The organism is Snodgrassella sp. CS2 (assembly GCF_050310315.1).
GTDB classification, from domain to species: domain Bacteria; phylum Pseudomonadota; class Gammaproteobacteria; order Burkholderiales; family Neisseriaceae; genus Snodgrassella; species Snodgrassella alvi_E.
This window is the reverse complement of the sequence record NZ_JBNPBA010000009.1, coordinates 1-14,105: the sequence shown is the minus strand read 5'-3', so window position 1 is coordinate 14,105 and position 14,105 is coordinate 1. Positions and strand designations below refer to the sequence as shown.

Genomic DNA, 14,105 nt, shown 5'->3' with positions numbered 1-14,105 from the left:
CCGCAAGTATTTATTACTGGCGATACAGTTAACAGGTCAGACAAAAGGTCAAATTACATTTTTTCGCGGGCGCGTTTTTTCAGTTTGGTTTTTATGCGATTCTGTTTTAATGGCGACAGATATTCGACAAATACTTTACCAGCAAGGTGATCAAGCTCATGCTGGATACAGATGGCCAGCAAGCCGTCTGCTTCCAGAGTAAACTTTTCACCGTGCTCATTATATGCTTCAACCGAGATACGTTCAGAGCGGTGTACCATTTCATAAATGCCGGGTACAGAAAGACAGCCTTCTTCATATTCGGTATCACCCTCACGGGCAGTTATTACCGGATTAATGAAGACTCTGAGTTCATTACGTTCTTCGGAGAGATCCATCACTACTACACGTTCATGAACATTTACCTGAGTGGCAGCCAAACCGATTCCTCTGGCCTGATACATGGTCTCGGCCATATCCTGCACTAGTGTGCGGATTCTGTCATTAAATTGAGTCACAGACTGCGCAACAGTATGTAAACGCTCATCAGGATATTGTAAAATGTTTAATAGAGCCATTATGTGTTTAATTCCTTGTTCAATCTGACCTGTTTACATGATGGCAAAACTGGATTTTTAAAGATTGTTGATATAGATTCAGGTAAACTGGCACTTATATCCATACTATGTCATATAACAACTATTTAAAACAGTAATTTCCCTAAGGATACTTTACATGCATAAACATATTATAACTCTGCTGTGTACACTGAGTATGGCCATATCCGCACCTGTGATGGCAAAACTGAAAATTCGTCCAGATGCACCAGCGCAATATGTAGTCAAAAACGGCGATACACTGTGGAGCATATCCGGTAAGTATCTTTATAGCCCATGGCAGTGGCCCAAGCTCTGGGGTTCTAATCGTAGTCAAATTCATAATCCGCAAAGGATTTATCCAGGGCAGGTATTGTCTTTGCGCTATGTAGATGGTCAGCCCCGTCTTGGCTTTGATAACAGTGCGGGAATTCCAACGATTAAGTTGGAGCCGAAAATTCGTAATCTGTCTTCTGGTTATGGCATCAGTACTATAGATGTTGATTTTTTCAGAATGTTTATGCAGCATCCGCAGGTCATTGATAAGGAGGAGACCAGAAATGCGCCACGATTAGCTGCGGGACCGGAAAACAGAATATTGTTTTCTAAAGGGGATAGAGTTTATGCAGATCGCCAACTTGAACCAGGCCGTTATCTGGTTTATCGCATTGAACAGAATGTTACCGACCCAGATACGCATAAATATCTTGGTCAGCTAGTACGCTTTAGCGGTGAAGTTGCTACTTTAGCGGGACAAAACAGTGCTCTGAACGAGCGAAGCACAGATGAAGCTGCCAACTTACCCAAAGATGAATATTATACACGTGTGAATCCATTGATTAAATTACCAACACGTACCGCACAGCCAATGGTTGTGACTAATATTGCATCTGAAATCAATAAGGGCGATTATCTGTTAAAAATTACAGATGAGCATGATCCGTTTCAAATGATGCCTCATGCACCTAATACTCAGGTTAAGGGCAAAATTGTGTCTGTAATGGACGGTATACAGGAAGCTGGCCCTTATCAGACAATTACTATTAATTTGGGTAAAAATGACGGTATAGATAAAGGCACTGTATTGAGTTTGTATACTAAAAGTCGTCAGTTTAAAGCAGGATTTTCGACAGATTCAAAATCATCACGCAACGTATTTAAATATTTAAGTATTCCTGCTGAGGAGGTTGGTCTGGCAATGGTATACCGTGTGAGTGATAATTTATCTTCTGCATTGATTATTAGTGCATCTAATGCAGTTCAAATAGGTGATCTGGTAATGAATCCTGGACATGATATGGATGATGTCCGTCCTGAGTCAGCACATGTATTCGGTTTGCAAAATGCTGAACCTAAAATGACTGACGATTAAAGACCTATATGATGCAGATTCTTCAGAAAATTGCATATAATCAAATATGATTATAAAAAAAGTGCGGAATAGCTATTTCGCACTTTTTCTGCTTTTTGCGGATTAGATGAATAAATATGTAAATCAGATAGATAGATTTTTCGGGCTGAGAAATCATTCTCATACTTTGAAATAGAAATTTATCAGTTATTTGCCAATTTGTCTTTGTCAATCAAACCGTTCAAATCTTTTTTTCACATTTTAAAAATTTTTCTGTTTGAATTATTTCGTGAAACAAGCCAATTACCAAGAAATCCATTTATTTTTCTAAATTCTCGTTGACCTTTAAAACTAATCCAATTCCTTATATGTGAAATGATATTGCAAATCGCTTCAATAAAATGATTTTATGCTGACCAATGCATTAATAGCCTATTTTGTAAAAATAATATAATTTAATCAATTATTTGTTCTTTGATATTGCAAAAATAACAATTGATATTATTTCGAGTCACAATTTTCAATGATAATTTTATAGATACATTAATTACGTAGGTTTGATTTCTGGATGAAATGTTTTAGAATACCCAGTTTATTTGCCAAATATTTCTCAAATATTTCAGTAATCTGAATAGAAGTGTGTCTGATAAGTGCGGGAATTGAGCTGAATGTATAGTGGATAAATACAATCTACTGTCAGAGTTATAGCATATTTCTGCAATTATTTCTGTGGGCAATGGAATGTTGCTGTGAAGCTTTATTTGAAATAAATATTAAGTAAATCAGTCGATTTTGATTTTAGTTGCCTTAATCTCAGGTTGGTAAATCAGGATTGTTGCTGCTTGCATAAATAGTAGCAGCGTGACTATGTTAAACCGGACGTGCTGGTTATGCTTTTTGCACGATTGTATTTAATCAATTTAAATAACCCACCCTTTATCCCTTTTACAATACTAGCCTGTTTTCGTTTGTAATTTATACACGGAATGATATGAGTTGTTTTACACCCATTGTTGAAAATAAGACTGGTCTGAAATCTTTATTTCAGGCAACTGATTTGTATCAGTATGCTGTATTGTGTGATTTTGACGGTACCATCAGTGAGAAAGATGTTACTGATACATTGCTTGAACATTTTGGTAACGATACATGTATCCAATTGGAGAAGCAATGGCAGGAAGGCATGATTGGTTCGCGAGAATGCATGCGTCAGCAGATTGCTAATATGGACGCCAGTCTGTCCGAGCTGGACAATGTACTCACAACAATCCGCATTGATCCGGCTTTCAGCAAGTTTATTCATTTAGCTCGTAACATGCATTTGAATGTGCATATCGTCAGTGATGGGTTGGATTATGCTATTCGGTCAATTCTGAATCGCTATGGCTATGATTTTCTTCCTGTTTATGCCAACCGATTATTACATAATCAACAGCGGGGTTGGCAGCTGGAATTTCCTTATGCTAATGAGCACTGCCTCAAAGCCAGTGGAAATTGCAAATGTCAACATCGTCAGAAATTGTTTGGTTTTCAGAAAGTTTTTTATGTCGGCGATGGTACTTCGGATTTTTGTGTGGCCGATAAAGTCGATCTGGTTTTTGCCAAGGATAAACTGATTGATTTCTGTCAGCAGCGGGGTATCCAGTACTATCCGATTCAGGATTTTGGTGATGTTGCAGCTATTCTGCCTAATTTGATTGAAGAACCGGTAGAAAATTATTGCCTGTCTCCAGCCTAAAGTATCATCCGCCGATTTATTATTATGATTCAAGATTCCTCCTATTTTTTACCCGGTAATCACAATGGTGTGCTACTCATCCATGGTTTGACCGGCACGCCGAATGAAATGCGTATTCTGGCTAAAGGATTGCATCAGGCAGGCTTTACTGTCTATGCTATGCAGCTAGCGGGACATTGTGGTGATGAAGCTGATTTATGTCAGACTAGCTGGCGTGACTGGTATGCTAGTGTGCAGGAAGCCGCTCAGTTTTTACGGGAGCGTGTTGATAACCTGTTTGTTGCGGGATTATCCATGGGTGCATTGCTGGCTTTGAAGCTGGCCGCTGATCAGCCCGAGCTAGTAAAAGGAGTTGGCGTCTATGGAGTGACGTTCAGCTATGATGGCTGGTCTATTCCGTTATGGGCAAAACAGCTTTTTGTTCTGCTGCCTGTTTTAAAAAAACTGCATTTATTCCAAAAAACTTCATTTATCGAAAAGCCACCGTACGGTCTGAAGGATGAACGTATCCGTGCCACGGTCGCTGCTAGTATGTTCAGTGGTGACAGTGCTAGTGCCGGTTTAGCAGGTAATCCGTTTCCTGCTCTGGCAGAAATGCAAGCGTTGGCCAAACTGATGCGTCAGCAGCTTTCACAGGTAAAAGCACCCTGTTTGATTATGCATTCAGGTCATGATGATATTGCCAATATCAACACCAATGCGCGACTAGTGGAAAAACACGTAAGTGGTCCTACGCGATTTGTAGTGCTTGATGACAGCTATCATCTAATTACTATAGACAGGCAGCGGCGGGAAGTAATTAATCAATCAGTAGCTTTCTTTGAAAATATCGCTCAATCAGCTTAAAAAGTTTTTCCTGTTGCAGAAAGAATGATTGTATGTCCCTGATTGTTTTTGTGCTGTGGTTTGCCAATATCTGTTTTGATACCCTTGGTCAAACAGCATTTAAATATGCAGCCATCGCACCTAATAACCGCGATGGTTGGTATTACTGGATTGATTTGTTTTGTAATTATTGGCTGTGGATTGGTATTGGTTCCTATGTAGCCGAATTTTTATTATGGCTGGCGTTTTTAAGTCAGGTACCATTATCACAGGGTATATTGCTTGGCTCAATTAATATTATTGTGCTGATGCTGGTAGGACGTCTTCTGTTTCAGGAAAAGCTCACCCGCTTCCGGCTTCTTGGCATGTTCTGTATCACCATTGGTGTAGTGCTGGTAGGAGCTTCATAATGCGTAAATTTTATCTAATCGGCTTTGCACTTTTATTATTATTTGACACTCTGGGACAGAGCAGTTTTAAACTCACAGCTATTCATGCACAGCCACTTGAAGCCAATCTGGGTTGGATTTTAAGGGTCTTTACCCAGCCATGGGTTTATATTGCCATTGCTGGCTATATTGGTGCTTTTTTTACTTGGATGGCATTACTGAAAAAGGCTCCGGTCGGCCCAGCTTTTGCTGCTTCGCATCTGGAAGTGGTAACAGTCATGCTGGTTTCGGCTTTTCTATTTCATGAACATATTACGGCCATACGCATTATTGGTGCATTATTTATTGTGGGTGGTATCATCTTTCTGGCGTTGGCAGAAAAAGAAATTGTCCAGAATGAAAATCGTCACGATGATGAAACCTGTTGAATATTTCAGGTCTAAATTTTAATGCCGTTTATGTTTAACTATTATGAAAATCCGCCTACCGCCGGCTTACCGCTGCAATGGCGGGACTGGCTGCCGGTAAAATCATCGTTGGCCGACAAAGTAAGCGCACGCTTTAACTTGCCACCATTACAACTAACCTGTTCGGGTACGGCAGCGCTGGTAATAGCGTTAACTACACTAGTGCAACAGCAGCCTGAGCGTAAAACCGTAATCGTACCTGCCTATACTTGTCCATTAGTAGCATTAGCTATCCATCATTGTGGTTTGCAGATACAGCTTTGCGATTTAAAACCCAACAGTATTGATTTGGAGACCGCGCACTTAACTAATTTATTGAATGAAAAAGTGCTGGCGGTCATTCCAACTCATCTGGGCGGGCGGGTCTCTGATGTAGCTAGTGTTAAAAAGTTAGCCCAATTTCAACAGATAGCTGTAATCGAAGATGCTGCGCAGGCTCTGGGCGCAGAAGTCGGTCAATACTGTGATGTGGTTCTCTTCAGTTTGGCTGCCGGTAAAGGTTTGACCATGTATGAGGGCGGATTAGTTACCGCCCCCGAAACTCAATTGCGCAGGAGCTTACAGAAAACTGCCAATAAACTGTTACCACACCGTTTTAAATGGGAATTCCTGCGTACACTACAACTATTCGGATATACAGCCTTATATCATCCTGCCGGTCTGCATTTTGTCTATGGCCGCGGCCGGCGCAAAGCTTTGCGTCAGCAGCAATGGATTGCAGCAGTAGGTGATGATTTTGATTTCGACATTCCTATGCATCGGGTAGGCCATATACGGCAGCATGTTGCCACCAATGCCTTCCAGCGATTACCGGCATTTTTGCAAACATTACACCTACAAGCGCAACAGCGGATTCAACAGTTGCAGAAAATCAGCGCTATACAAGTTATTGTTGATCAGTATGGTCAGGGAGTGTGGCCATTTTTAATGGTGTTAGTGCCGACTAATCAACAGCGTGATGCTATTTTAAAAGAGTTATGGACTAGCCCCTTGGGCGTAACCCGCTTATTTATCCATACACTGGCGCAGTACGATTACCTAAAGCCGATTGTACCAAAGGAATCCACACCCAATGCTGAAGATTTTGCAGCTCGTATGTTAACCATTACCAATAGCCCTTGGCTGACAGATGCGCAATTTGAGCAAATTTGTGCAGTTATTCAGCGTGTGGTTTGCGGGTGCTGAACTAAGGCTGAGAGTAACTGCTGATTGACAGCATGGTGTTGTTGCTGCCATGCAGATAGCGTGGCTTCCGGAATTGGTTCCTGTTTGTCCATAGCACTGAGCATACGTTTAAGCCAGCTTGTATATTCCCATTGTGAAACTTCGCCAGTAATATCACTACCAATAATGCGTTGATTTAGTGAATTTATTACGGACAATAAATGGTTAAGCTGCATATGTCCCTGATCCCAGTTAGTCTGCACCACATCCTTAGCTAGCACATCCTTATCAATCGAAACATATACTGGTCTGGTATTTCGTTGCTGTGTTTGAATAAAAGCACTAACCAGCTCTTCCGGGGATGCAAAACTACGAAAAGCATGGCTCAAACCGATTTTTTTGGCCCAGCCAATTTTTACATCCATATTCCAGTAGGTAAGTTTGCCCTGAAATAATGGAGCTAGCCGGTTTTCCCAGCTATGAGCAAAGCCAATATCTTTGGAAGTAATACCTAGCACATGCACATGGCTGACAAAAGGCAATTGCGCCACATAGCTCACCCAGGAACCACAATGAATCCCGAACAGATAGCGCATGTTGTCTGGATGGTTATCAAAAATAACCACTTCTATCGGTTTTGTAGCAGTAAAATATTGTTGTAAACGTTTTATAAGCAACAGCGAAACATGATGATAATCACCGCTGCCCATCAAAACTGTGCCATAGTGTTCCGGTAACTTTTGCTCGAGTTCTTGCTTCAGCTGGCTGAAGCGAGCGTGCGAACATCCAAAACGAATAGCCTCCTGCCATTGCCCTAGCTCAATTCTGACAGCATCGGGTATAGTGCCAGTGCTGTTGTCAAAATCCAGAATAACCGTTTTATTCATACTATCTGCCGTCCTGATTATCCTGTTTATGCGCTTCCTGCCAGTTTTTATCTTGTTCAAAACGACTACTGAGTTTACTAAGCAAAGCACGCAAAACTGGGTTGCGGACATACACCATGTGTTTGGTAAAAGTAAACTGAGCGCCTAAAGAAGCCTTAACCTGCGGATCTGTCCAGCCGGCTATATAAAACTTCAAACCTTGCTCTCTCGCATACTCCAGATTGTAAAACCAGCTTAGATAATACAGATTCAGTTCGCGTGCCAACGGATAAGCAAAACCAATATATTTATCTACCAGCATATTATTGAGCACAAAGCAAATATTGTAGCCGACCGTTTGCTGCTGATAATGATAAGTGAAAATTCTGGCCTGATTATTACCGTCCTGAAGCAACCTACGGAAAAAATCCCGCGTTAGTAAATCAAAATGTACATCACTTTGATTGTAAACATTTAAATACAGCTGATAATACTGCTCTAAAACTACTTCATCTTGAAAGCAAACATCTCCACTATGCAAGCAGCTTATTTCAACTAGGGTTTGAGTTTTCAGCTTACGGCGAAAATTTTTACGTCGTTGATAGGATAAGCGCCCTAGATATTCATTAATATCCTGAAAATCAATCGGTACCCAAGCTAGCGCCTGACCTTCCACTTCAATCAAACCTTGTTGCTTCAAAGTCAGAATCAGCTCGTTTGCATACTCATTTGCTTCTTTATTTAATAATGGTGATTGTTGAGGAATATCTTTCACAATCAGCAGCGGATATTTTTTGCCATAACTTTGTAATATTTCTGTTGCCAGTTGCTGAGCCGGTTGTCGTGGTGAAAACAGAGCATACTCAGATACTGTTGTTCCGATAAAACAGGTAAGAGGGTGTAGAAAACGCTGCCACCAATCAAAAAAAGGCCAATGCCGTATCTTCTGTTGAAAATCGGTATCAGCAGTCGTGAGCAAATTAAAGCGTGTCGCAAAAGCAGGCACGCCGTTTGATAGTTCCCACGCGCTGAAATTGAGTGGTGGACAGGCCAGAAATGTTTCCACCAGCCCGTCCGGTTCCAGTTGACTTAGATATTTCATATAATCTCAAAGGGCAGCCAGCTAAACCGATTGCTGAGCTGCCGTATACCGTAGCTTAAGCGTTCAGCTCTTTTTTAGCCCGCGTAATCAATTGATCCAGCAACTCAATGCCCTGATCGATTTCCGCCCTAGTAATATGTAATGACGGTGCAAAAGTAATTACATTCTTATAATAACCACCAATGTCCAGTACCAGACCCATTTTCTGACCGTGCCAGTCCAGATCACCAGACATACCGATGTCGACCATCTTATCTACCAAAGCCTTATTCGGAGTGAAACCATCTTCAGTACAGATTTCTGCCCGTAGAGCCAACCCCAGACCATCTACTTCGCCGATTTCTTTATGGCGTTGTTCCAGCATTTTCAGGCCTTCAAGGAAGTAAGCTCCACTTTCCATCACCATTTTTTCGTAATCAACTTCCGCCATCATCTTGAATACCTCAAGGCCAACAGCCGTACCCAAAGGATTAGAGGCAAAAGTTGAATGTGTAGAACCAGCCGGAAATACTTGCGGATTAATCAATTCTTCCCGCGCCCATAAACCACCCAGCGGATTCATACCGTTTGTGAGTGCCTTAGCAAATACCAGCATATCAGGCTTAACATCAAAGTGCTCGATTGACCACAACTTACCAGTACGGTAAAAGCCCATCTGGATTTCATCCACCACCAGCAAAATTCCATATTGGTCCAAAACTTTTTTCAGACCTTTAAAATAATTACGTGGTGGCACAATATAACCGCCCGTACCTTGCAGCGGTTCCACATAAAAGGCTGCATATTCAGCCTGGCCTGCTTTCGGATCCCATACACCATGGTATTCCGTTTCAAACAAGCGAGCAAAATCAGCCACTAGATGTTCACCATATTCCTCAGCCGTCATTCCTTTAGGACGGCGAAACGGATAGGGAAACGGAATAAACATCGCGCGATCACCAAAGTGTCCGTAGCGACGGCGATAACGGAAGCTGGAGGTAATCGAAGAAGCGCCCAGCGTACGGCCGTGATAGCCACCTTCAAACGCAAACATCAGCGAACGGCCCTCACAAGCATTACGAATGATTTTCAGTGAATCTTCAATACACTGAGAACCACCAACGTTAAAATGTACCCGTCCATCATGGCCAAACTTGCGTTTCATATCCAAAGCAATGGTTTTAGCCAGCTCAATCTTGGTAGGATGCAGATACTGACTAGCACACTGCGGCAAACTGTCAACCTGTTGTTTCAGTACATTATTCAATCGCTCATTGGCATAACCGAAATTGCAGGCCGAATACCACATCTGTAAATCCAAATACGGCTTACCATCCTTATCGTACATATAGCTGCCTTCACAGCCATCAAAAATTTTCGGTGGATTAACATAATGAACCGTATCACCGAAAGAGCAATACTTAGCCTCATCAGCCAGCAACTGCGCATCATCCAGACGATTTTCAAGGGTTTGAGCACTGGGCTTACTCATCATTCATTCCAATCAAATAAAATTAAACAGTATATAAAAAGTACACGATTAAACTTATTATATCCTGCTATAGCAACGTAACTGTAAGAAACAATGGCCTCCTAACCCTAAAAAAACAATAACAATCGCAAATTAAATTATCTTTGCATTAAAATAAATATTTCCAACACCACAAAACAGCGTACAAAATGGTTGCAACAGCATAAAAATTACTCAAAAAACTTCATCGCATTTTCTGCATCATAACCATTACACCAACCCATTCAAAAAATGCCAAGAAATTTCAGAAAAAATCCGTATTTTTACTTATGATTCTCAATCAGTTAGACTAAAACAAATCAACCATACAACAAATTCAGCAGCATCAATGCTGAACCACATGCCTATGAATACAGAACTCAACCGCATTCTACATCCCCGCTGGCTCCTGTTTGCCCTTGCCGTTGGCGGCTTTGCCATCGGTACCACTGAATTTGCTACCATGAGCGTATTACCTTACATTGCCAGCGGACTGAACATCAGCGAACCCACGGCCGGTCACCTAATCAGTATCTATGCACTTGGTGTCGTTGTAGGCGCACCCGTAATAGCCATATTTGGCGCTCGGTTCAGCAGGCGAAGCCTACTACTGGTGCTCATGGCTTTTTTCTCTCTGGCTCATCTGGGTACCATGCTTGCTCCTGATTACAAAAGCATGATGCTGTTTCGTTTTTTAAGTGGCTTGCCGCATGGCGCCTACTTTGGCGTAGGTGCGTTGGTTGCCGCAGCCATGGTACAGCCGGATAAGCGTACACAAGCAGTCGGATTAATGATGATTGGCTTAACCATAGCCACTACTGTTGGCGTACCCTTAAGCAGCTGGCTGGCACAGGCCTTAGGTTGGCGTGTCGTTTTTTTAATTGTAGCTATACTGGCAGCCATCACTGTTATCCTTGTAGCCGTTTTTCTACCACCTCACTGTATGCAAGGTGGAGACAGCAGTGCGGTGCGCGAACTAGGTGCACTGACTAACCGGCAGATATGGCTGACTCTTGCCATAGGCGCCATAGGATTTGGCGGCATGTTCGGCATCTACGCCTATATGGCCTCAACTCTCGAAAACATCACAGGCATGTCACCCCGAAACGTACCATTAGTTATGTGTCTCTACGGCGTAGGCATGACCATTGGCAATATCATCGTACCGCGGCTAGTAGGCCGCCACGTCATGACTGGCCTTGCATGGTTACTCGTTTGGTCTGCAGCCATGTTAGCCTTGTATCCTTTTGCCGTGCATTATCCCTACTGGGTATGTATACAGGTTATCCTGATAGGTATGAGCGGTGCCGTTGGTACCTTGCTGCAAATCCGCCTTATGGATGTAGCCAAAGATGCCCAAACATTGGCCGCAGCATTAAATCACAGCGCCTTTAACGCTGCCAATGCACTCGGTCCTTATCTTGGAGGACTGACCATAGCTGCTGGCTGGGGTTGGACCAGCACAGCATGGGTTGGCGTCATGCTGGCGATCATTGGCTTGATTGTGTGGTGGATTACCGTACGAGATGAACAGCGCATAACGATTAAAAATGATAATGGCAACTGATTAAGTAGATCCTAATAAAGCTTGATACGAAGAATAAGCAGATATAAACAAACGTATTAAGATGTTAATGTAAAAATGCGTAACTAAAGTTGCAAACAATTGTTAATATTAATATTCTGTGTATAACAGTTAAATTTATTTAATCATTAACAAACATCAAAGGGGTAATCATGATAGACAAACAACAACCACTAACTGAAGCACCCAATATAAATCAGCCTCAACCTCAAAATGACAACCCAATTGACAAAAAGCACAAACAAAAAAAACTTACCAAAAAGAAATACTACAAAGAACTGGAAAAATTACAGGGAGAGATGGTTGCCCTACAAGAATGGGTAAAAGAATCCGGCCAAAAAGTATGCATCATTTTTGAAGGTCGTGATGGAGCAGGTAAAGGAGGTGCCATCAAAGCACTTACCGAAAGAGTCAGCCCGCGCATATTTCAGGTAGTAGCTCTTCCTGCGCCCAGTGAGCGCCAGAAAAGCCAGATGTACATGCAGCGCTATATTCCACATTTACCCGCTGCCGGAGAAGTCGTTATTTTCGACCGAAGCTGGTACAACCGTGCCGGTGTAGAGCGCGTAATGGGATTCTGCACCGAACAGGAAAGTAAAGAGTTTCTAGAAATCATTCCGTTTATGGAAAAAGCCATCATCAATTCCGGCATCATCCTGCTCAAATATTGGCTTGAAGTAAACATGAAAGAACAAGAAAAACGCATGCTTGGTCGCATAAACGATCCGCGTAAAATCTGGAAATTGTCACCCATGGACATCAAATCCTACAGCCGCTGGTACGATTATTCCCGAGCACGCGACGAAATGATCATGACCACTGATACCTCATGGGCCCCGTGGTATATCGTAGACTCCAACGACAAAAAAAAGGCTCGGCTCAACATCATTGAACACGTCCTTAGCGAAATTCCATATAAAAAAACACCGCGCAAAAAAGTCGAATTACCTAAACGACAGGATAAAGGCGATTACCAAGAACCCAACTATCCTTATCGTTACATACCTGAAAAATACTAAATATAATATCAGCCAGTTGCTAAAACAGACTGGCTGAATTTTTCATGTTCACAAAGCTAATTCTCTTTACCCACGGAAATCCCCCCATAATGCCTGCATAGCAGCCAGTGCCGCCAGAGAAGCCGTTTCCGTACGTAATACTCGCGGTCCTAAGCTGAATGCCGAAAACCCATACCGAGTCGCTTGTTCTTCCTCAGATGCGCTCAACCCACCTTCAGGACCAATTAACAACGTCACCGCATGGGGCTGAGAAAATTCATTCAAAGCCAGCGGCCTACGCAAACTCATTAGCAGCTTCAAATCAGCATCAGCCACATCTTTCAATGCACTGGCTAAATCCATAATAGGCCTAATTTCCGGCACAACAGTTCGCCCGCATTGCTCACATGCTGCAATGGCAATATCCTGCCAACGTTCCCGCTTTTTCGTTGCCCGTTCACCACCTAAGCGCTGACTGCTTCGTTCAGACAATACCGGCTGAATCACAGACACCCCAAGTTCTACGCTTTTCTGAATCGTCATATCCATCCGCTCACTGCTCGACACTGATTGCAGCAATGTGGTTGTCAAAGAAGACTCAACCTTAACGGTTTTACAGTCATGAATCATTACATCCACATTTTTCTTGCCCATAGACATAATCTCAGCCACATATACCAGACCTTGACCATTAAACAACTCAATCAGCTCTCCCGGCTGACAGCGTAAAACTTGTACATGGCGAGCAGTTGCATCAGGTAAAGAAAAAGCATTTACTTCACACAATTCTGCAGGAACATAAAAACGAGGCATAATCGTAAAATCACTATAAATAAAGAATAGCGCCAGCTACAATAACAAATTATAAGCTTAAATCATAAGCACAAATATCGACCAGCACACAATAACAAGAATCAAACACAATAATAAGAACTCACTCATAAGAGCTAAATAGCAAGATATTAAAAAATAAATTACAACAAATAAAAATAATTAATCTATGACTCGTGAATAGCACATTCAGGGTACTTTGCTTGAAAAATAACAAAAACATCAAACAACAAAATAAACTATACCTTTCAAACATGCATATCCCGCACTATTGGATCTATTTACACTTTTTCCTTAAACTTAAAAGCATTAAATCTGAATCATAAAATAAGTGGTAATAAAGGAAACATCATCAATAAATTAAAATAATAAAAAAGAAAGAGCCCACCTAATAATTACCTAACTCAGCAAGTGCAACAAAAGCAGTAAAGCCTTCTTATCGTCAAAAGAGTTACTTAAAATTGCAAAAAAATCCGACCCATTTACTGAACCAATTGCAGCACGGATTTGGATAAAGTTAAAGAAAGCTTATATGGGTAACACAGACGATATCTCAGTTAAATAACAAAATTAATGCAGTAAAAAGTCATCAAAAGGGTGAAATAGAGACGAAGAACTGAATTAGGATCAAACCAAGGGTGATGGCGAAAAAAATAAATCTTATTAGAACAGTGGTTTGGTGGATTGGATAAAAATAAGAGGAGGAAGTAGTTGACAGGGTGTAT

At 41.7% G+C, this 14,105-nt stretch carries 13 protein-coding genes; 8 read left to right on the top strand and 5 right to left on the bottom strand.

All coding sequences use genetic code 11. From position 1 onward, the window contains the following. Positions 1-53: 53 nt before the first annotated feature. The gene (gene def, locus ACQP6D_RS10045) at positions 54-557 is read right to left on the bottom strand and encodes a peptide deformylase (protein ID WP_427858103.1); all 504 of its coding nucleotides are present in this window, start codon (positions 555-557) and stop codon (positions 54-56) included. A 157-nt stretch (positions 558-714) separates the two neighbouring features. Between def and ACQP6D_RS10040 the strand changes: the two genes are divergently transcribed. From ACQP6D_RS10040 to ACQP6D_RS10015, 6 genes are all read left to right on the top strand, one after another. After that, the gene (locus ACQP6D_RS10040) at positions 715-1,947 is read left to right on the top strand and encodes a LysM peptidoglycan-binding domain-containing protein (protein WP_267404753.1); all 1,233 of its coding nucleotides are present in this window, start codon (positions 715-717) and stop codon (positions 1,945-1,947) included. Between the two features lie 970 nt (positions 1,948-2,917). Further along, the gene (locus ACQP6D_RS10035) at positions 2,918-3,664 is read left to right on the top strand and encodes an MtnX-like HAD-IB family phosphatase (RefSeq protein ID WP_100141388.1); all 747 of its coding nucleotides are present in this window, start codon (positions 2,918-2,920) and stop codon (positions 3,662-3,664) included. Between the two features lie 24 nt (positions 3,665-3,688). After that, positions 3,689-4,510, top strand: coding sequence for an alpha/beta hydrolase (locus ACQP6D_RS10030; protein ID WP_100141387.1), 822 nt, complete (start codon positions 3,689-3,691; stop codon positions 4,508-4,510). 32 nt (positions 4,511-4,542) lie between these two features. After that, positions 4,543-4,899 carry an EamA family transporter gene (locus ACQP6D_RS10025; RefSeq protein ID WP_100141386.1) on the top strand — a complete coding sequence of 119 codons (357 nt, stop codon included), beginning with the start codon at positions 4,543-4,545 and terminating at the stop codon, positions 4,897-4,899. Further along, positions 4,899-5,306 (top strand): DMT family transporter, encoded by a 408-nt coding sequence (locus tag ACQP6D_RS10020; protein WP_427858102.1) that lies wholly within the window; start codon positions 4,899-4,901, stop codon positions 5,304-5,306. Before ACQP6D_RS10025 ends, ACQP6D_RS10020 begins: the two co-directional genes overlap by 1 nt. Before the next feature lie 21 nt (positions 5,307-5,327). Continuing rightward, entirely contained in the window at positions 5,328-6,530 is a 1,203-nt protein-coding gene (locus ACQP6D_RS10015; protein WP_427858101.1) for a DegT/DnrJ/EryC1/StrS family aminotransferase, read from the top strand. Here ACQP6D_RS10015 and ACQP6D_RS10010 read toward each other — a convergent pair. From ACQP6D_RS10010 to ACQP6D_RS10000, 3 genes are read right to left on the bottom strand one after another with little or no spacing between them, the layout of a single operon-like run. Then, complete coding sequence (locus ACQP6D_RS10010) at positions 6,506-7,396, bottom strand: arginase family protein (protein WP_427858100.1); 891 nt, start codon at positions 7,394-7,396, stop codon at positions 6,506-6,508. The two genes, ACQP6D_RS10015 and ACQP6D_RS10010, sit on opposite strands and share 25 nt — an antisense overlap. A gap of 1 nt (position 7,397) precedes the next feature. Beyond that, positions 7,398-8,477 carry a GNAT family N-acetyltransferase gene (locus ACQP6D_RS10005; RefSeq protein WP_427858099.1) on the bottom strand — a complete coding sequence of 360 codons (1,080 nt, stop codon included), beginning with the start codon at positions 8,475-8,477 and terminating at the stop codon, positions 7,398-7,400. A 55-nt stretch (positions 8,478-8,532) separates the two neighbouring features. Beyond that, positions 8,533-9,948 carry an aspartate aminotransferase family protein gene (locus ACQP6D_RS10000; RefSeq protein ID WP_427858098.1) on the bottom strand — a complete coding sequence of 472 codons (1,416 nt, stop codon included), beginning with the start codon at positions 9,946-9,948 and terminating at the stop codon, positions 8,533-8,535. A gap of 367 nt (positions 9,949-10,315) precedes the next feature. Here ACQP6D_RS10000 and ACQP6D_RS09995 point away from each other — a divergent pair, with 367 nt between their 5' ends. Both ACQP6D_RS09995 and ppk2 read left to right on the top strand, forming a co-directional pair. After that, entirely contained in the window at positions 10,316-11,533 is a 1,218-nt protein-coding gene (locus ACQP6D_RS09995; protein ID WP_427858097.1) for an MFS transporter, read from the top strand. Positions 11,534-11,703: 170 nt separating this feature from the next. Next, positions 11,704-12,570 (top strand): polyphosphate kinase 2, encoded by an 867-nt coding sequence (gene ppk2, locus ACQP6D_RS09990; RefSeq protein ID WP_427858096.1) that lies wholly within the window; start codon positions 11,704-11,706, stop codon positions 12,568-12,570. A gap of 66 nt (positions 12,571-12,636) precedes the next feature. Here the strand turns inward: ppk2 and ACQP6D_RS09985 are convergent, their stop codons facing one another. Further along, positions 12,637-13,362, bottom strand: a complete 726-nt coding sequence (locus ACQP6D_RS09985) for a 16S rRNA (uracil(1498)-N(3))-methyltransferase (protein ID WP_367577611.1) — start codon at positions 13,360-13,362, stop codon at positions 12,637-12,639. Positions 13,363-14,105 lie beyond the last annotated feature (743 nt).